The 18,505-nt window shown below is 68.1% G+C and carries 20 protein-coding genes; 6 read left to right on the plus strand and 14 right to left on the minus strand.

What is annotated here, in order from left to right:
- Positions 1-41: 41 nt before the first annotated feature.
- Positions 42-1,676: an acyl-CoA synthetase gene (locus tag AC3FMM_RS11960; RefSeq protein ID WP_116314314.1), complete on the plus strand. Its 1,635-nt coding sequence runs from the start codon at positions 42-44 to the stop codon at positions 1,674-1,676.
- A 33-nt stretch (positions 1,677-1,709) separates the two neighbouring features.
- Here AC3FMM_RS11960 and AC3FMM_RS11965 read toward each other — a convergent pair whose 3' ends face one another.
- Both AC3FMM_RS11965 and AC3FMM_RS11970 read right to left on the minus strand, forming a co-directional pair.
- Positions 1,710-1,988: a hypothetical protein gene (locus AC3FMM_RS11965; protein WP_062803237.1), complete on the minus strand. Its 279-nt coding sequence runs from the start codon at positions 1,986-1,988 to the stop codon at positions 1,710-1,712.
- Positions 1,989-2,228: 240 nt separating this feature from the next.
- Entirely contained in the window at positions 2,229-2,477 is a 249-nt protein-coding gene (locus tag AC3FMM_RS11970; protein ID WP_115713404.1) for a hypothetical protein, read from the minus strand.
- 134 nt (positions 2,478-2,611) lie between these two features.
- On the opposite strand from AC3FMM_RS11970, the gene AC3FMM_RS11975 reads away from it, so the two are divergent.
- Positions 2,612-3,739, plus strand: coding sequence for an AGE family epimerase/isomerase (locus AC3FMM_RS11975; protein ID WP_115713403.1), 1,128 nt, complete (start codon positions 2,612-2,614; stop codon positions 3,737-3,739).
- A 147-nt stretch (positions 3,740-3,886) separates the two neighbouring features.
- Here AC3FMM_RS11975 and AC3FMM_RS11980 read toward each other — a convergent pair whose 3' ends face one another.
- From AC3FMM_RS11980 to AC3FMM_RS12000, 5 genes are all read right to left on the minus strand, one after another.
- Complete coding sequence (locus AC3FMM_RS11980; RefSeq protein ID WP_115713402.1) at positions 3,887-4,132, minus strand: hypothetical protein; 246 nt, start codon at positions 4,130-4,132, stop codon at positions 3,887-3,889.
- Between the two features lie 110 nt (positions 4,133-4,242).
- On the minus strand, positions 4,243-4,611 hold the full coding sequence (locus AC3FMM_RS11985; RefSeq protein WP_115713401.1) for a hypothetical protein: 369 nt from the start codon (positions 4,609-4,611) through the stop codon (positions 4,243-4,245).
- A 57-nt stretch (positions 4,612-4,668) separates the two neighbouring features.
- A complete protein-coding gene (locus AC3FMM_RS11990) occupies positions 4,669-5,361 on the minus strand; it encodes an alpha/beta hydrolase (RefSeq protein WP_326347155.1) in 693 nt (230 codons plus the stop codon).
- Between the two features lie 120 nt (positions 5,362-5,481).
- The gene (locus AC3FMM_RS11995) at positions 5,482-5,766 is read right to left on the minus strand and encodes a hypothetical protein (protein WP_010812500.1); all 285 of its coding nucleotides are present in this window, start codon (positions 5,764-5,766) and stop codon (positions 5,482-5,484) included.
- A 150-nt stretch (positions 5,767-5,916) separates the two neighbouring features.
- Positions 5,917-6,843 (minus strand): alpha/beta hydrolase, encoded by a 927-nt coding sequence (locus tag AC3FMM_RS12000; protein WP_488686658.1) that lies wholly within the window; start codon positions 6,841-6,843, stop codon positions 5,917-5,919.
- Positions 6,844-7,179: 336 nt separating this feature from the next.
- On the opposite strand from AC3FMM_RS12000, the gene AC3FMM_RS12005 reads away from it, so the two are divergent.
- The 4 genes from AC3FMM_RS12005 to AC3FMM_RS12020 all read left to right on the plus strand — a co-directional run bounded on the left by AC3FMM_RS12005 (position 7,180) and on the right by AC3FMM_RS12020 (position 10,218).
- Entirely contained in the window at positions 7,180-7,566 is a 387-nt protein-coding gene (locus tag AC3FMM_RS12005) for a hypothetical protein (RefSeq protein WP_488686659.1), read from the plus strand.
- A gap of 271 nt (positions 7,567-7,837) precedes the next feature.
- Positions 7,838-8,404, plus strand: coding sequence for a TetR/AcrR family transcriptional regulator (locus tag AC3FMM_RS12010; protein WP_115664725.1), 567 nt, complete (start codon positions 7,838-7,840; stop codon positions 8,402-8,404).
- A 394-nt stretch (positions 8,405-8,798) separates the two neighbouring features.
- The gene (locus tag AC3FMM_RS12015) at positions 8,799-9,419 is read left to right on the plus strand and encodes a copper resistance protein CopQ (protein WP_488686660.1); all 621 of its coding nucleotides are present in this window, start codon (positions 8,799-8,801) and stop codon (positions 9,417-9,419) included.
- 208 nt (positions 9,420-9,627) lie between these two features.
- Entirely contained in the window at positions 9,628-10,218 is a 591-nt protein-coding gene (locus AC3FMM_RS12020; protein WP_488686661.1) for a TetR/AcrR family transcriptional regulator, read from the plus strand.
- Here AC3FMM_RS12020 and AC3FMM_RS12025 read toward each other — a convergent pair.
- The 7 genes from AC3FMM_RS12025 to AC3FMM_RS12055 form a co-directional block, all read right to left on the minus strand.
- On the minus strand, positions 10,204-10,956 hold the full coding sequence (locus AC3FMM_RS12025) for an alpha/beta fold hydrolase (RefSeq protein ID WP_115713395.1): 753 nt from the start codon (positions 10,954-10,956) through the stop codon (positions 10,204-10,206). The genes AC3FMM_RS12020 and AC3FMM_RS12025 overlap by 15 nt on opposite strands.
- Positions 10,953-11,972, minus strand: a complete 1,020-nt coding sequence (locus AC3FMM_RS12030) for a M14 family zinc carboxypeptidase (protein WP_488686662.1) — start codon at positions 11,970-11,972, stop codon at positions 10,953-10,955. The genes AC3FMM_RS12025 and AC3FMM_RS12030 overlap by 4 nt, the downstream gene beginning before the upstream one ends.
- Positions 11,973-11,975: 3 nt before the next feature.
- Entirely contained in the window at positions 11,976-12,677 is a 702-nt protein-coding gene (locus AC3FMM_RS12035; RefSeq protein WP_488686663.1) for an HAD family hydrolase, read from the minus strand.
- A 140-nt stretch (positions 12,678-12,817) separates the two neighbouring features.
- Positions 12,818-13,705: a LysR substrate-binding domain-containing protein gene (locus tag AC3FMM_RS12040; protein WP_115714249.1), complete on the minus strand. Its 888-nt coding sequence runs from the start codon at positions 13,703-13,705 to the stop codon at positions 12,818-12,820.
- A 157-nt stretch (positions 13,706-13,862) separates the two neighbouring features.
- Complete coding sequence (locus AC3FMM_RS12045) at positions 13,863-16,019, minus strand: phosphocholine-specific phospholipase C (protein ID WP_488686664.1); 2,157 nt, start codon at positions 16,017-16,019, stop codon at positions 13,863-13,865.
- A 48-nt stretch (positions 16,020-16,067) separates the two neighbouring features.
- Positions 16,068-16,301 carry a hypothetical protein gene (locus AC3FMM_RS12050; protein ID WP_115683086.1) on the minus strand — a complete coding sequence of 78 codons (234 nt, stop codon included), beginning with the start codon at positions 16,299-16,301 and terminating at the stop codon, positions 16,068-16,070.
- A gap of 100 nt (positions 16,302-16,401) precedes the next feature.
- Positions 16,402-18,456, minus strand: a complete 2,055-nt coding sequence (locus tag AC3FMM_RS12055) for a hypothetical protein (RefSeq protein WP_488686665.1) — start codon at positions 18,454-18,456, stop codon at positions 16,402-16,404.
- Between the last annotated feature and the right edge of the window lie 49 nt (positions 18,457-18,505).

Genomic DNA, 18,505 nt, shown 5'->3' on the forward strand with positions numbered 1-18,505 from the left:
TGACAGCGCCCGATTGACCCGATAAGGCGGAGACACCAGCAATGCCAACCGATTTCGACAGCGGCCTGGCCCGCAACGCGGCCAATTTCGTGCCGCTGACTCCCATTGATTTCCTGGTCCGCGCCGCCGAGGTGTATGGCGACCGCCTGGCCATCGTGCACGGCCCGCTGCGCCAGAACTGGCGCGACACCTATGCGCGCGCGCGGCGCCTGGCCAGTGCGCTGGCACGCGCCGGCGTCGGCAAGGGCGATACCGTGGCCGCGCTGCTGCCGAATACGCCGGCGATGGTGGAAGCGCATTTCGGCGTGCCGATGGCCGGTGCCGTGCTCAATGCGCTGAATATCCGCCTCGATGCCGCCAACCTGCTGTTCATGCTGCGCCATGGCGAGGCGCGCGTGCTGCTGGCCGATACCGAGTTTGCCGACGTGGCGCGGCAGATGGCGCTGGAGCTTCCGGGGCTGAAGGTGATTGCCGTGCACGATGTGCTGGGCCCGCAGGCGGCGCCGTTCGGCGAGACCGATTATGAAGCCTTCCTCGCCGGCGGCGACCCGTCGTACACATGGCAACTGCCTGCTGACGAGTGGGACGCGATCGCGCTGAACTATACGTCGGGCACCACCGGCGATCCCAAGGGCGTGGTCTACCATCACCGCGGCGCGGCCATCAATGCCATCTCGAACATCCTTGAGTGGGACCTGCCCAAGCATCCGGTCTACCTGTGGACGCTGCCGATGTTCCACTGCAACGGCTGGTGTTTCCCGTGGACGGTCGCGGCGCGCGCGGGCGTCAACGTGTGCCTGCGCAAGTTCGAGCCCAAGCTCGTGTTCGACCTGATGCGCGACGAGGGCGTGACCCACTACTGCGCCGCGCCGATCGTGCATACCGCGCTGGTCAACGCGCCCGCTGCGTTGCGCGAGGGCGTGCGCGGGCCGGTGCGCGGCATGGTGGCCGGCGCCCCGCCGCCGGCCGCGGTGCTGGCGCAGATGGAGGCGATGGGCTTCGAGCTCACCCATGTCTACGGCCTGACCGAGGTCTATGGCCCGGCCGCGGTCTGCGCCGAGCAGGACGACTGGAGCACGCTGTCAGAGCAGGACCGCGCGGTCAGGAAGGCGCGCCAGGGGGTGCGCTATCACCTGCAGTCGCAGGTGGCCGTGCTCGATCCCGATTCGATGCAGCCGGTTGCGGCCGATGGCGAGACCATCGGCGAGATCATGTTCCGCGGCAACATCTGCATGAAGGGCTACCTGAAGAACGAGAAGGCCACGCGCGAAGCCTTCGCCGGCGGCTGGTTCCATACCGGCGACCTGGGCGTATGCATGCCCGACGGCTACATCAAGATCAAGGACCGCAGCAAGGACATCATCATTTCCGGCGGCGAGAACATCTCGAGCGTGGAAGTGGAAGACGCGCTCTACCGGCATCCTGCCGTGCTGGCCGCCGCGGTGGTGGCGCAGCCCGATGCCAAGTGGGGCGAGACGCCGTGCGCCTTTGTCGAACTGAAGGACGGGGCCAGCGTCAGCGCAGAAGAACTGATCGCGCATTGCCGCACGCTGCTGGCGGGCTTCAAGGTGCCCAAGGCGGTTTACTTCGGACCGTTGCCCAAGACCTCCACCGGCAAGATCCAGAAATTCGAGCTGCGCCGCAAGGTGAAGTCGGATTCGGCCATCGACGTCTGAAACGCAAGCGGCGCCATACGGCGCCGCGTCCGTTCAGCGCGCCCGCACCTCGGGCGGCGTTGCGGTCCTGGGCGGTTGATGCCAGTCCGGGCCGATGTCGGGGAAGACCTCGCATTCGCCGCGCACGATGCTCTCGATGGTGGCGCATACGCATTCGGTGCCGCGCGGTCCCACGCAGACCAGGCTGCGCGGATGGTCGCTGTGCTGCGGAATGGCGTAGACCCGCATGCCCTCGCGGAACAGCGGGTGCTTGGTGAGGCGTTCGTTCATCAGTTCAACGAAGCGCTGGGGCGTGACGACCGGCTTGTCCATTGCATGCTCCTGCGGCCCTGGCCACCGTACCCGTTTCTTGGGGCGGCATGGCGACCAGGTCAGTAAAGGCCAGGAAGATGACAGGCAGGTGGCAGAAAAGCGCACCGGGCAGCAGCGCGTGCCCGGGACGTGGCCGGAATGAAGAATCGCGGGCAATGCATCACCCGCGTTGCCACTGCCACGCTTCCAGACTAGGTCACGCGGCGCGTAGTGCAAGTGAATCGCGGAATTTCGCGGGTATCAGGTGATGCGCAGTTCGCCTGCGGCGCGTGGGCCGTTCAGGATGCCGTTGCCGGCGGCCCAGCACGCGGCTTCGGCTTCCGCATAGGACCGGTAGGTGCCCGGTGCCGCGACCGTGCAGTCCTCGTCGGCGGCGCCGCACCGTTCTTCCATGACGATGCGCCAGGTGAACTGGCCCGGTGCGTCCTCGAGGACATGGAGCACCAGGGTGCGGTGATTGTCGGTCAGCGTGAGAGGCAAAGTCGACATGGGTGTCTCCCGTTCGCAGGTAGGCGCATTGATGCTAGCAAGTGCCAGCCGCAAATGCCATGAGGCATTGCGGGCGCGCCATGGCAAGATACGGCCTTTGCGGCAATCGCCGCGCCGGATCTTGTCGCCTGAACATGCCTCTCTCGCCCGAGCTCAACCAACGGATCGCCGCCCTGACGGCACATTACGATGCCGTCGTGCTGCCGCTGTGGACCGCCTCCGGCTGGAATCCCGACCTGCTGCTGCCCTATGAAGCGCTCGACGGCGCCAGCGCCGCGCCGCTGCCGCCGTCGCGCTATCGCGCCATGGCGTGCGCGCGCCAGCTGTACGTGTTTTCGCTGGCGGGCCAGCAGGGGCATGCCGATACCCTGTTCGGCTCGTTGCAGGCCTACTTCGGCAATGGAGAGGGCGCGTGGATCTACAGTGTCGACCCTGCCGGCACGCCGCTCGACAGCACACGCGACCTCTATACCCATGCCTTCGTGATCTTTGCCTGCGCCGCGTATTACGCGCGCTTCGGCAACGCGGATGCGCTGGAGGTGCTCGATGAAACCGTCGACATCGTCGAGGATCGCTTCGCCGACGGACAAGGCCTGTACCACGCCGCACTGACCGAACACTTCCGGCCCAAGGGGGCGGGCGTGCTGCAGAACCCGGTCATGCACCTGACCGAGGCCTACCTGGCCGCGCTGGATGCTACCGGCGACGAGTGGTATGCGGAACGGCTGCGCGAGATTGCGATGGCGGTGCACGAGCGTTTTGTCGATACCGCCAGCGGCTGCGTGGCGGAGCTGCCGCAAGGCAGCGCGGATAACCGCATCGAACCGGGGCACCAGTTCGAATGGTTTTCGCTGGTGGCCGGAAGGCCCGCGCTGTTTGGCGATCTGCCGCTATCCGATGCCCTGCGCCGCGCTTTCGCGTTCGCGCAGCAGCATGGCGTGGCGGCGGGCACGCTGGGCGTCTGCGCCGCGCTGGATGCGGGCGGCGCGCGGATCGACGGCACCGAGCGCATCTGGGCGCAGACCGAGTTCGCGCGCGCGCTGGCAGTGGAAGGCTCGGCGCAGTCGCTGGCTACGCTGGCAGACTGGGCCGCGCAGTTCCGCAACCGTTTCCTGTCCGCGCAAGGCTGGCATGAGTGCCTGGCGCCGACCGGCGACGTGGTGCGTGCGGAGATGCCCTCGACCTCGCCCTATCACCTGGCGACCTCTTACCAGGCGCTGGCTGCGGCGGCAGGGCTGCAATGGCCCGCACCGGCTGCATGACCCACGGGCCAGGGCGTTGTCAATTCTTTGCAGTTGCCGGGAAAGCGCGCGTCTACACTCAAGCCCGCGCTCCGGCCCGCATCGCAATCCTTCTCAACTACGTGGTCGTCGTTCTGAAGTTGCGGGCCGGGGCGCGCCTGCCCTGGCTCAGCGCGCGCTAGCCTGCTGCAGTCGTTCGGAATGCCGGGCCGGCTGAGGGCGCTGCGACGAGGGTGAAGGGGCATTGGCCTGGATCAGGCCAGCGCCGGCCGGCTTGACGCGGACAGCCATTTGCTCGACGCGCTTCTGCGCCTGGGTCTCGGCGTGGTCGTTCAGGATCAGGCACAGCAGCGTCAGCAAGGCTGCCGCGATCATGCTCAGCGCAATCCAGGCCAGGCAGTGCTTGCGTTCCATGGTGGCGGACAGTGGGGCGTCATTGGTGCGCGAAGTTTAAGCGCGCGTACGCCGGGCGATTGTCAACCTTTGCAAACGCAGCCGCTTTGCAGGCCTTCCGGCCGTCGTCCTTATTCCGTGACGCCGTGCTCGTGCAGCAGCCGCTCGCATTCCTCGAGCATGTCGTAGGCGAACGCGGACTGGTAGTTGGGGTCTAGCGCTTCCATCATCTCGTGCGCGGCATAGAGGCCGGCTTCGCGCGACAGGGTCTCGGCGAGCTGCCGCGCAAACTGGTCGCTCAGTTCGGACAGCAGGCGCCGTTCCGACAGCGGCAACTGCAGCTTGGAGCGCGACAGCCATTCGCCGGCCAGCGTGGCGCCCTGGGCATCGGTCATCCACTTGCGGTGTTCGTAGTAGGCCGACAGGCGTTCCGCGGCCAGCGCGAACAGCAGCGCCTTGCGGGTATTGAAATCGATCCGGCGAGGTGGGGCGAGGGGCATGCTTGCAGCTGGGTGCGGACCGGCGCAGCGGGCCGGCCGTGGTCATGTCGAAGGCGGTCAGGCGGGCGCGGCGCCGGCCTGCGCAAAGCGCGAAGCCAGCCAGGCGCCGATCTCGGCAATCTCTTCCAGGCAGACCGCATGGCCCATCGGATAGGTGTGCCATGTCACCGGATTGGGCCGTGCCTGCACGAAATCGCGTGCGGCCACGCCCATGGCCAGCGGCACCACGTCGTCCTGCGTGCCATGGGCGGCGAACACCGGCGTGGCCGCGTTGGCCGGGTTGGCTTCGGCAGCGAGCGTCGCCGGTGCGGGGATGTAGGTGGACAGCGCAACGATGCCGGCCAGCGGCTCCGCGTGGGTCAGCCCGGCGGTGTAGGCGATGGCGCCGCCTTGCGAGAAGCCGGCCAGCACGATGCGCCCGGTCGGGATGCCGCGCGCATTTTCTCGTGCGATCAGCGCGCGGATGGCCTCACAGGATGCGCGGATGCCGGCCTCGTCGGCGCGGCGGCCTGCCTGGTCCAGGGAAACGATGTCATACCATGCCGGCATGACATAGCCGCCATTGCAGGTCACCGGTATTGCCGGCGCATGCGGGAAGATAAAGCGTACGCCCGGCGCGGCCGGCAGCCGCAACTCGGGCACCACCGGGGCGAAGTCGCTGCCATCGGCGCCCAGTCCGTGCATCCAGATAACGGCGCAGCCGGGATTGGGCGCGGTTTCAATTTCGATCGCGGGCAGCAGTTCGCTCATGGGGCCGGTTCCTGTGGAGGGTTTGCCTGCGCCACGCGGACGTCAGGCAGCGCGAGTATCGCACAGGTCCGGACCTTCATTGGCGCATGCCCGGGCACGCGCCAATGCATGGGGGCGGCTTCAGGCCGCGGACGGAACGATCGGCACCGTGGTCAGGCCGGGCGTGCGCGCCGGCAGCTCGGGCATGGCGGGCGGTGTGGCGCGGCGCTTGTCGACCACGTCTTCGACGCCCTTGGCCGCGACATCTTCCAGGAACGCCACCATGTCGCGGTAGTAGGCGACCTGCATCTGTGCCTCGAGCAGGCGCCGTTCGGCCTGGAATAGCGTCAGCCTCATGTCTTGCAGTTCCCTTTCGGCGATTTTTTCCGGGGTCGGCGGACTGAACAAGTTTGCAAGCCAACGCATGGCAGTACCTCCAGTGCTGTCAACAGCGAGTTTGCGGGCTTTCGCCATGAGGACAAATATAGACAAGAAATCGCGACAGCGTCCCTCGGACACTTGGCCGTGGCGCCTCGCCCACAAGGATGATTGCCGCTTGCGGGACTCTACGTTAGATTAATCGGCCATGATGTGCCCGGCATCACGCGCTTGCTGCAATGGCGCTTCGGGGCCGATTGCGTGTGCGTGCATGAAGCGCAGGATCGGCGGCCAGAAGGTGTCGATATGCTCCGGCAATATGGCCGCATCGTGCGGCATGGCATCGTGCATGACCAGCGCATGCAGATGCCTGGCGGCGCTTGCCACGCGCTCCGCGTGGGGCGGCACGATGACCACGTCGTCACGGCTGTGCACCACCAGCAGCGGCCGTTCCAGCTTGCTGGCGCGCGCCGCGTTGTTCCACGGATCCGGCAGCAGCCACGCAGCCCATGCGGGAATGCGCCCGGTCTGCACCGCGGCCAGCCGCGCCGAGCTGAAGCCCGCGGCTATCACATAGCCATCCGGCTGTGGATCGAAACGCCGCGCCACATCGAGCAGGATGCCCGATCCCAGCGAATGTCCCAGCACCACGCGCCGTTTCGATTGCGGGGTGGCGGCGATGAACTGTCCATAGGCAACCAGTGCATCCTGCCGCAGCCGGCGCACGCTTGGCCGCCCGGTGCTGCGCCCATAGCCGCTGTAGTCGAACACATAGGAAGCGATGCCCGCATCGGCCAGCATGGCCTGCACCGGCGCCCAGTCCGGCAGGCATTCGTTGTCGCCGTGGCACACCAACAGGGCCGGTGCCTCGGGGTCTGCCACCGGCATGAAGGCCGCGTGGAGGATGCGGTCGCCGCTGGCGAAGGTGGCGTGCCGCACCATAGGGGCTGAATTGTCGGGGGGCTCCGCCAGGCTTGTCTCATCCGTCGGCGTGACAAAGGCTTTGCGCTCCAGCGCACGAAACAGCAGATGCCGCGCGACCCCGGCCACCACGGCCATGCCTGCTGCCGCGGCCAGCCATCGGTGACGCGCGCTTTGAGAAGGGGGGCTGGGGTCGGGATTCATTTTCTTCAGGCTAGCAGGCCGGGCTCTGCAAGTGAAGAATTGTTCATTCGGAAGCGCTTTTCCCGGGCGGGTGAAAGCGGCTATCCCTTCGATAGAAATCTTTTTCCTTGACTATCTACCTATCAGTAGATAGCATTCAATCCATGGCACCGCTGCACCGCCAAAGAAAGCAACAAGGCGCGGAAAGTGGCGATTCCATTGCATGACCTGAGTGGTCATTTTTTCAGGCCCGGAAGTCTATCTACTAGTAGATGCGAGCCTGGAAAGCGACCCACTGAATCGCCACCAACACAGAATTTGACGCGATCCCGAACCATCGCACCCCAGGAGCCCATCATGACCAAGACCGCCAAGACCATGATCACCGCCGCCACCCTTGCCGCCGCGCTCGTCGGCGGTGTGGCGCAGGCCGCCAGCGTGAACGCCAACGCCGGCGACAAGTACGGCTACAGCTATCGCGTCGGCAGCGCCGATGCCTTTACCGACGGCGCCCGCACCGGCAAGTTCGACCCGTTCACGGAGGGTGCGCGCAGCGGCAAGTTCGATCCGTTCACCGAAGGCGCACGCGTCGGCAAGACCGACCCGTACACGGACGGCTTCCGCACCGTGGCTGGCCTGGACCGCATCGGCGTCTCGGCCGAGCCGGCCCGTAGCTTCGACCCGTACACCGACGGTGCGCGCGTCGGCAAGGCTGATCCCTACACCGACGGCGCCCTGGCCTGATTGCCGCCGGCATCGGCCGGCGGCCCACAACTTACGATGGCGGCACGTGGCCGCCGTCCGATGGAGTCCATCATGAGTTTGCGTGACAGCATCCTGTTGCTTGGCGGATGGCTGGTACTCTGCGTGACGAGTGGCTCGATGATTACCTTCGCCGCGCAGGTCCTGCCTGGCTAACGCCCATGTAGTGCACTGTGCCCCGAGGCTAGGGAATTACCCCAGCCCCGGGGCATTTCAACTTGAGCGTCTATCTTCGCGTAGATAAACTGCTTGCATGAAAACCCAATCCGTACGCGAGCAATTGCTCGAGCACACCCTGATCCTGATCCGGCGGCGCGGCTTCAACGGCTTCAGCTACCGCGACCTGGCGGAACTGGTGGGCGTGAAGACCTCCAGCATCCACTATTACTTTCCGACCAAGGAAGACCTGGTCCAGGAAGCGGTGAAGGAATACAGCGCCCGCCTGGCCGAGCGCATCAACGGCATCGATACGACGCTGCCGGTCACCGAGCAGGCCGCCATCTATCTGGCGCCATTCCGCGCCAGCTGCGGCTCGGACCAGATCTGCCTGTGCGGCATGCTGTCGACCGAGACGCTGTGCCTGCCCGAATCCGTGCACAAGATGCTGCAGGGCTTCTTCCTGCTGAACGAGCAATGGCTGGCCGGGCTGCTGGAGCGGGCCCAGCCGCATCGCAGCACGCCGTTCCCGGTGCCGCCGGCGCGGCTGGCGCAGGTGGTATTCGGCTCGCTGCAGAGCGGGCTGATCGCGGCACGCCTGTTCGGCACATCGGACCGCGTTGAAGCCGCTGCCGACACGCTGATGGCTGCGGTATCCGGTTGAGTTTGCGCGCGATATCAGTGGCGCGTCTGAAGCCGTCATGGGGTGCAAGCCGCATGGCGGTTTTTTTATTTGCCTCGCGCGCCCGCCGCTTTTCGGCATATCGCTTCAGAAACAAGAGCTTAGAGCGTCATGGAAGGGGGCTATCGCAGTCATAGAAATGTTTTTCCTTGACTCTCTACCTAGTAGTAGATAGTATCAAGTCCATGGAAGCGCTGCACCGCCACCGACAAGCAAGACCAGGCGGAACGCAGGGTCCCATTGCACGACCGGAAGCGGTCATTTTTTTGAGACCGGTTATCTATCTACTGATAGATGCGGAATCGGAAGAAGGACTGCAACAGCCACTGATACCGAATTTGACGCGATCCCGAACCATCGCACCCAGGAGCCCATCATGACCAAGACCACCAAGACCCTGATCACCGCCGCCACCCTTGCCGCCGCGCTCGTCGGCGGTGTGGCGCAGGCCGCCAGCGTGAACGCCAACGCCGGCGACAAGTACGGCTACAGCTACCGCGTCGGCAATGCCGATGCCTTTACCGACGGTGCCCGCACCGGCAAGTTCGACCCGTTCACGGAGGGTGCGCGCAGCGGCAAGTTCGATCCGTTCACCGAAGGCGCACGCGTCGGCAAGACCGACCCGTACACCGACGGCGCGCGCACGATCGCGGCCACGGTGCCGGCCGACAGCTACGGCTACAACTACCGCAGCGGCAAGGCCGACCCGTTCACCGATGGCGCCCGCGTGGGCAAGCCTGACCCGTACACCGACGGCGCCCGCACGGTTGCCGGCCTGGATCGCAGCGGCGTGTCGGCGGCGCCGGCCCGCAGCCTCGACCCGTACACCGACGGTGCGCGCGTCGGCAAGGCTGATCCGTACACCGACGGTGCCCGCACGGTAGCCGGCCTGGACCGCAGCGGCGTGTCGGCCGGGCCGGCCCGCAGCTTCGACCCGTACACCGACGGTGCGCGCGTCGGCAAGGCTGATCCCTACACCGACGGCGCCATCGCCTGAGAGCCGGCCGGCCTGGCGCCGGCCATCGACATACACCGGGCCGCCACGGTGCGGCCCCGCTTCAGGAGTTGATCATGCGTTGGCGTGACACTGCGCTGATCCTGGGCGGATGGGTAGGACTTTGCCTGGCAAGCGGGTCCCTCATCACGCTGATCGCACAAACGCTGCCGGCCTGAATGGCCCGGTGGCAAGCCGAGGAGTGGATGCCATGACTACCCCAACCGTACGCGAGCAACTGGTCGAACACGCGCTGGTGCTGATCCGCCGCCGGGGGTTCAACGGCTTCAGCTACCGCGACCTGGCCGAGCTGGTCGGCGTCAAGACCTCGAGCATCCACTATTACTTTCCGTCCAAGGACGACCTGGTGCTCGAAGCGGTGCGCGAATACAGCGCGCGCAAGCGGGCACGGCTGCAGGCCATCGATACCAGCCTGCCGTGCGCCGAGCAGGCGCGGCAATACCTGCAGCCGCTGCGCGATGGCGCCTGCACCGACCAGGCCTGCGTGGTGGGCATGCTGTCGGCCGACGTGCTGGCCATGCCTGACACCGTGCGCGCCGCGATGCAGGACTTTACCCGCCTTAACGAGCAATGGCTGGCGCGCCTGCTCGAACAGGCCGCCGCCCGGGGCGCGGCGCCCCCGTTTGCGCTGCCGCCGCAACAGTTGGCGCAAGTGATATTCGGGGCGCTGCAGAACGGGCTGATCAGCGCGCGGCTGTTCGGTACGTGGGATCGCGCAGATGCCGCGGCGGCGCTGCTGGTCAGCGCCATGCCAGTGGAAGAGGCGCTAGCCGAAGCGTGATCCGGCGCGTGCGACCGCATCGCATACCCATTGCGGATCGTCATGCGGCAGGTCATGCCCGGCCCAGTGGTGCGTCAGCAGGGGCACGTCCCAGGCCTGCGCGATGCGCGCCGAACAGGCCGGGTTGACCAGGCGGTCCGCCGCCGAGGCCAGCAGCAATACCGGACAGCGCGGCGGCTCGGCCGGTGCGCAGTAGCGCGCGGCGGCCAGCAATTGCGCCAGCGCCGCCTGCCGGCTGACCGGTGCGTCCGCCGCGATGGCCTGCCACTGCGCAACATCGGCGGCCTGCGTGTCGGTGCGCGCGCAGGTGATGGCGTGGATGGTCGGCTCGCAATACGCGCGATCCCGCCAGCGCTGCGCCACGCGCAGCAGCCTGCCCCAGTTGCGCGGACGCAGGCGTTGCACCGGCGTGCAGAAAGGCCGCATGCTGGTGTTGACCAGCACCAGGCCGCTCACTTCCTCCGGATACGCGCTCGCCCACTCGGTCGCAGCCATCGCCCCCAGCGACATGGCCAGCACGCGGTACGGTCCCGGCGCGCCGGCGGCGCTCAGCTGGCGCCGCACCGCCGTCACCATGTCGCGCACGCGCCACGGCGCGGGCTGCGCCGACAGCGCGCCATTGCCGGGCAGGTCAGGCAACAGCGGGCGTCCCAGCCCGGCCGCCTCCCAGCGCGCCGGCAGCGTTCCCCAGTGACGCGATTCGCGCGTCAGTCCCCGCAAGAATACCCATCGGCTCATGGCGGCTCCGTGTGCCAGTGCGCGCGTGCCTGCCGCAGCAGTTCGTCGCGCTGCGCGCCGCGGGGCAGCCAGCGGTCCGACGCAAAGGCGATGCGGCCCAGAAAGTCGAACAGGCTGACATGCCGGCGCAGCACGCGCGCGGTGCGGTGCGCCTTGATCGGGTTGAAGATGCCCTCGCGCGAGAACAGCTGGCGCGGGTTTTTCTTGATCCACAGCCACGAGCCCAGCTCCAGCGTCATCGGCAGGAACAGGTTGCCGCGCGGGGCCAGGTCATAGGCATGGTCCCACAGGTCGCCGTGCAGCAGGTACTGGTGGCTCTGCGGCTCGAAGGTATAGCCATGATGCGGGTGGGCCTGCTCGAACAGGGTCTTGAGCAGGTACATCTCAGCCAGGTGCGGCATCGGCCGGCGCGTGCGCGCGTACGGAAACCAGATGCTGTCGCGCCAGCCGTAGCCGGAATGGCAATCCACCGCAAAGCTGAGCGGGCGCGGCAGCAGTTCCTGCCGGACCACGCGCAGCAGGGCGCTGCTTTCGAGCTCCATCGGCGCGCCGGCGGCGCCGCGGTACCATGGCAGCCAGGCGCCGATGCGCTGCCCGCCGGCCAGGAAGGGCACGCGCGCGTCGGCATCCTGCGGGCCGTTGCGCATCAGGTCGACGCCGTTGGGGTTGGCGCGCGTGCCGGCCCACATGCCGCCCGGGTTGACGATGGGCATGAACACCAGCCGCACCGCTTGCAGTTCGCGGTGCAGCAGTTCGTCCCAGGCGAGGCGCGACAGCACCGAGCGCAGGTAATCCAGCACCAGCTGCGTGCCGATGCGCTCCAGCCCGTGAATGCCGCCGAAGATGCCGATGGCCGGCGCGAGCGGGTCGCGGCTGCCGAGCGTGGCGACATGCACGCCAAAGCGGTGGCCCTGGACGGTGGTTTCGCACACCACCTGCGTATCGAGCACGTGGCTCCCGGCATCCAGCAAAGTCCGCAACTGGTCATATTCCGGGAAGTCGGCGCGCGGGTGCATGGGTCAGGCGGCCGGCACGCCTGCCGCCGCGAACAGCTGCATGACCGGCCAGCCACGCGCCCCGGCTGCGTCGCGCAGGGTCGGGTCGGGATTGACCGCGACCGGGTGGCCGACGCTCTCCAGCAGGGGCAGGTCGTTGCGCGAGTCGCTGTAGAAGGTGGCGTTGGTCAGTTCCGCGTGCGCAAGGCCAAGCGTATCGAGCCACGCCAGCACGCGCAGCACCTTGCCCGGCCCGTAGGCAGGCACCCCGGCCAGCGCGCCGGTGAATTCGCCGTGCACGTCGTGCTCGGCCTCTACCGCCAGCAGGTGCGGCACGCCCAGTTCGCGCGCGATCGGCTCGGTGATGAAGCGGCAGGTGGCGGTGACGATGCAACACAGGTCGCCGGCGCCGAGATGGCGGGCCAGCAGCTCTCGCGTGGCGGGCGGAATGGCGGGCACGATCACGTCGCGCATGAAGTCTGCGCGCCATTGCGTCAGGCGCTGGCGCGGATGGCGTGCCAGCAACCCCAGCGCAAAGCGCGCATGGGCGGCAAAGTCAAGGCGCCCGGCCTGGTAGGCGGCCAGCCAGCGCGCGTTGTGCGCGTCGATCTCGGCCGCGTCGGCGCCGCCGACGGCGACCAGGTAGCGCGCCCATTCGTACTCGCTGTCCAGCGGCAGCAGGGTGTGGTCCAGGTCGAACAGGGCGAGGCGAGGTGCGGCAGGCATGCGGGAGGGCTCCGTAGGCGAAACCGCCAAGCTTGGCGCGGCGCGGTGACCGCGCGGTGATGAAGGACCGAAGTTTTCCGATGCCGGCATCGGCGGCTGCAATGCGGCAGGCCTGGGCGCTTTTTCCACCATGCGTTGCTTCAGGCAGCCTGGACCGCGGCGGCCGGTTGGTCCAGCGCCACGCAATCCAGGAAGGCGCCGACCAGCCGCGTCTGCCGCCGGCTCTGCAGGCAATACAAGTATTCATGCAAGACCGGCGCGCCCGACGCAAACGGTACCACGCGCAGCAGCGGGTCGCGCGGCACCTCGCCCAGCGGCACCACGCTGGCGCCCAGGCCCTGGCGGATCGCCTCGTAGATGGCCTCGCGGCTGCCGATCACGGTGTGCGGCGGCAATTCCAGCCCGCAGGCCGCCAGCGCGGTTTCGATCGTCTTGCGGGTCATCGAGCCGTGCTCGCGCACCAGCAGGTGATAGCCGCGCAACTGCGGCAGGTCGATCTGCGCCAGCCGCGCCAGCGCATGGTCGGGATGGACCACGAGCACCATCGGGTCGCTCGCCAGCCGGATGCAGGCCAGGCGGTCATCGTCCACCGGATGCGAGGACACCGCCGCGTCGATGCGGTACTCGAACAGCGCTTCGAGCATCTGTTGCGAGTTGCCGATATCCAGGCTCACGTCGATCGCCGGGTAGCGCTGCCGGAACGCCGCCACCGCGCGCAGGATGTAATACGGCCCGGTGGCGCCGATACGCAGGTTGCCAAAGCGCAGGTTGCCCGCGTTGCGCAACAGGTAGTCGGCATTGCCTTCCTGCTGCATCAGTTGCTCGACCACCGGCATCAGGGCCACGCCCACGTCGCTCAGGTCGACGCGGCTGGCGCGGCGATGGAACAGCTCCACCCCGTAGCTTTCCTCGAGCTGGCGGATGCGTCCCGTGACCGTGGGCTGGCTCACGCGCAACTGCCGCGCCGCCATGGTGATGCTGCCCTGGCGCGCCACTTCGAAAAAGGTCATCAGCAGGTCGCCTAGCATGATCATCCGCGCGGAGTTGGGGGGAAGGGTCCGGACCGGGCCGGACGACCGCGCAGTCTAGCGGCCCAATATGACAAAACGGCTACGCCCGCCCGGGCCGGTCCGCTTGGGACCGGCCGGGGCGGGGCCTGGCGTTGTGCCGGGTCGACGGGTTGCGTCAGCCGGCCGCGCCCATCGCCGGATCCGACACGCCGTCCTTGCCGGTTTCGATGCGCCCGGCAAAGCGGCGCGTAAAGCCGCCTTGCGCGGTGGTGACAGTGAAGTCGTACCAGTTGCCCTGGCGCGCCACCGGCCAGTGCTGCTGCAGCTGCATGCCGGCGGGCACCTCGTAGGTCCACGGGCCGTCCGTGCGGTAGGCGTTGGCCTGGACCGTGAAGGTGCAGGGTGCGCTGCCGGTGTTGATCATGTCCACGTACACCGCGGCGTTGGCGATGTCATAGCAGACCCGGATCTCCGGCGCGCTGGCTCCGGCCGCGGTCACCGCCGCCACGTCGCCGCGGAAGGCGCGGTGGAATCCGTTCGGGCCCAGCACCCACAGGTCGTACTTGCCGCCGTCGCTGGCAAAGACGTCCCAGCTGCCATGCAGCTCCTTGCCGGGCTCGACCATATAGCGGCGCGGCACGCGGTCCAGGTGCAGCCGGTCGTAGACGTGGAACACCGCCGTCGCCGTACCGGTGTTGCTGAACAGCAGCCACACCGCGCGCTGGTCGCGGGCGTCTTCGCGCGCGCTGACGTGCAGTTCATAGGGCAGGGCGCGCGACGGGCGCGTGCCGGAGTCCTGCTGCGGCATCTGCTGGCTGCCGGCCGGGGGCAGCGGCACCTGCGGCAGAACGCCCTGCGCGGTGCGGATGGCGTCGGCGCTTGCCTTGTCGCGGCTGGGCAAGTCCGGCAGGGGGTTGGTGTTGGGACTGACGAAATTGAAGGCCGAGGTCAGGTCGCCCGCCACCGCGCGACGGAAGCCGCTGATATTGGGCTCCGCCACGCCGAAGCGCGCTTCCAGGAAGCGCAGCACCGAGGTGTGGTCGAACACCTGCGAGTTGACCCAGCCGCCGCGGCTCCAGGGCGAGACCACGTACATCGGCACGCGCGGGCCGGGGCCGTAGGGGCGCTTGTCGACGTGGTACTCCGGCTTGAGCTGATCCGGGTCGAGGGTGGTGGCGCCAGCCAGCGTGTCGCCGTCATAGGCCGGCGCGCACGGCGGCGGCAGGTGGTCGAAATAGCCGTCGTTCTCGTCGAAGTTGATCAGCAGCACGGTCTTGCTCCAGACCGCGGGATTGGCGGTCAGGGCGTCGAGCACTTCCTGCGTGTACCAGGCGCCCTGCACCGGGCTGGACGGTCCGGGGTGCTCCGAATACGTGGCCGGCGCGACGATCCACGACACCTGGGGCAGCTTGCCCGCGGCGATATCGTCGCGCAGCGCCTGCAGGAAGCCGCCGTCGGGCATGGTGTTGGCCACGCCCTTGAGCAGCGGGCTGACCGCATCATCGGCGCTGGTGTACGGCGGATACGGGCTGCCGTTGGCCTGGTTGCCGCGCGCGGCATTGGCGTCGCGATATTGCTTGAAGCCCGCGAGCGGGTTGTCGGTGAAGTTGTCCGGCATGTTCTGGTAGACCTTCCAGCTCACGCCGGCGGTTTCCAGCCGCTCCGGGTAGGTCTTCCAGGTGTAGGGCGTGTTGGAGCCCGTGAACGAGTCGCCGCTGTTGTCGATCACCGGGCCGCCGAAGTCACCGGCCGCATCGTTGGTGCCGGTCCAGTGGAACAGGCGGTTGGGGTTGGTGCCGCCATGGAAGCTGCAGTGATAGGCGTCGCACAGCGTGAAGGCATTGGCCAGCGCCACCTGGAAATCCAGTTCGGCCTCGGTGTAGAAGCCCATCGACTGCGTCTGCTTGTAGGTGGGCCACTTGTTCATGCGGCCGAGGTCCCATGCGTTCTGCGCGTCCGGATAGGAGTGCGGGGTGCCGCTGACGCGCTGCGCATTGCCGGCGCTGCTGTCCAGGTGGTAGGGCAGCACGGTGCGGGTGGTGCTGCCGTTGGTATAGGTCTGCTGCCAGACGTTCAGGCCGCCCGCCAGCGGGATCGGGAAGCGGTCGCCAAAGCCGCGCACGCCGCGCAGCGTGCCGAAGTAGTTGTCGAACGAGCGGTTCTCCTGCATCAGGATGACCACGTGCTCGACGTCGCGGATGGTGCCGGTGGCGTTGTTGGCCGGGATCGCCAGCGCGCGGCGGATCGACGGCGGGAAGGCCGCCAGCGCGGCGGTGGCGGCGGCGCTGCCGCCGGCGAGCTTGAGGAAGTTGCGTCTGCTTTGGGGGTTCATTGGATTCGTGCCGGATGGTTGCGGGGAGGTAGACAGGCCAGGCCGGATTCAGGGCGCGCAGCGCAGCTGCGGCTTGACGGCCGGGGTCTCGCCAGGCTGGTCGCTGCCGTTCCCCTGGCCGGGGTTGCCGCCGGTGCCGGGCGCGCCGGGGGTGGTCGGCGCCGCGGCCGGAGTGCCGCTGGTGCCTTCGCCGGAGTCGCCGCCGCAGCCGGCGAGCGCCGCGCTCAGCAGCAAGGCGGCCAGCCAGTGCGGCCGGGCCAGGATGGAAGGTCGGAAGGTCATGGTGTCAATCTCCTGCAGGGGGATCGGGGTGTGGAGAGGGTCAAGGCCGGCCGGCACCCCGTTTCCGCCGGGGAAACGGGGCGCTGCCGGATTCGGGGATTCAGGGGTTCAGCGTCGACAGCGGCTGGCGTGCGCCGGTGATGGCCTTCAGCTCGTCGAGCGTCAGCACGCGCGTCCACATCGCCAGGTCGTTCAGGCCCATCACGCCCTTGAGCGCGCCCGGGTTGTTGCCGACGTAGTTGTGGGTGGCATCGTCGTTGACGCCCCAGCCGGTGCCGAGGCCAACCAGCTTGGTCACGTCGGTATTGGCGATCGCCTTGTTCTCGGTCTTCTGCAGGCCCAGCACCGGGTCGACGACATAGGCGCTGAAGCGCTTCGCCGCTGCATCCACCGACAGCGCCAGGTAGGCCCACTGATTGGCCGATACCTTCATGCCGTTGATGTCGTCGCGCTTGCCGCTGCCGCTGCCCAGGTTGAAGCGGATCTCGCAGCTGCCGAACAGGGCGATGGCGATGCCGGCATTGCCGCCCGAGATGTAGTTCTTGTTCGACAGGATCGGCTCGCCGGTGCCGTTGCCCTGGCTGCAGTCGGTGCGGAACCAGAGGCCGATGGTGAACTGCGGGCTTTGCACGATATCGGCCGCGTTGTGCTTCAGCAGGTAGCTGTCGATGCGCGAGTCCAGCTGCAGCGACTGGCGGCCGAAGTTGTCGGCGGCGAGCGTGCCGCCGTCGAGGCTTGCCACCCACGGGCCCAGCGTGGCCGCGTTCTTTGCATCGGCGAACGGCTTGCTGTCGAGGCTGAAATACGACGCCAGGCCAGTGAGCAACGACGGCATCAGCGTCACGGGTTTGACGTAGTGGATCTGCGCCAGGTACGACACCGGCACGTCGTTGCGCACCAGCGTGTAGTTGAACTGGTACAGGCCCGTGGGCATGTCGAAGCCCTTGTCGGTGAAGGTCCGCACCTCGGGTCCCAGCGCGGCGATCTGCACGCCGTCACGCAGCACGCGCGTGACGCCGTAGGCCGGGCTCGGATTCTGCCAGCTCAGCGTGATGGCGTCGTTGTACTGGCTGATGCTGGCGCCGATGGCGCGCACACCCGCTGTGCTGGTGGTCAGCGCGGAGCCGTCGAGGCGCGTTGCCGCGGGGTCGAGCGCGACGCCGGCGTGGGTCAGGATGGTCGGTACGATATCGGCTTCGGTCGGCAGCGCGGACAGGTCCGCCGGGGTGTCGGGGGCCGGGGCGCCGGGTCGGGCCAGCGCGCTGTTCAGGCTCTTGTTGGTGGCGAGGAACGCGGTGCGGTTCTCCACGGTCGGCACCGTGGTGGTGGCGCCGGTGGCATCCAGGCCGTGGCTGGTGGTGACCAGCACCAGCCAGTCCTCGCCCGGCTGCGCCTGGCGCCGCGCGGCCACGGCGGCGAGCAGTTCGCCCAGCGCCTGGTCGGTCTCGCCGAGCGCCGTGACATAGGCGCCGTTGCCGAAGCCGCTGGCTTGCGCGGCCTGCGCCGGGGCGCTGTACTGCGCGAACACCACGCCATAGCCGGATTGCACCTGGCGCACGGCATTCTGCGTGACGCAGCGGTCGACGCCCGCGCAATCGACCAGCGTATCGAGCACGCCGGCTTCCTGATCGGTCTTGAGCAGCACGGGCAGTGCCGGCGCACTGACCACCGCGCCTTGCTGCCCGCCGGCTTTGCCGGCTGCGCGCAGGTAGTGGAATACGGTCGGCGCGCGCAGTGCGGTGCTGCCGGTGTCGTCGTCGATGCCATGGCGGTTGGCCCAGGCGCCGGTCAGCACCGTGGCCCAGCTGGGCGCGTCGAGCGTGGGCTGGGCCGTAATGGTGCCGGGCATGCCGCCGGTGGCGGTCGGCACCAGGTTCAGGCTGGCCAGGTTGGGCAGCTCGCGCCGCAATACCGCGCCTTGCACCTGCGCATACGTGGCGCCGTCGACGCCGACCAGCAGCACGCGCGGGCCGCTGGCGCGGTCAGGCGCCGGAGCAGGCTTGCTGGTGTCGGTATCGTTGGGCGCGCCGGACGGCGCGCTGTCTTCGCCGCCGCAGCCTGCCAGCGTCGCGGCCAGCATGACTGCAACGGTGCCGGCCAGCGCACGCGCGCGCCCCATTCCCGCCAGCCAGCCCGGTGCAAGGTTCCCTGCCATCGTTCATTCCCCTGTTCATCTGCGTTGTTGTGCGCCGGCGGCAATGGCC

The sequence above is a fragment of the Cupriavidus sp. 207A1 genome (assembly GCF_057798955.1).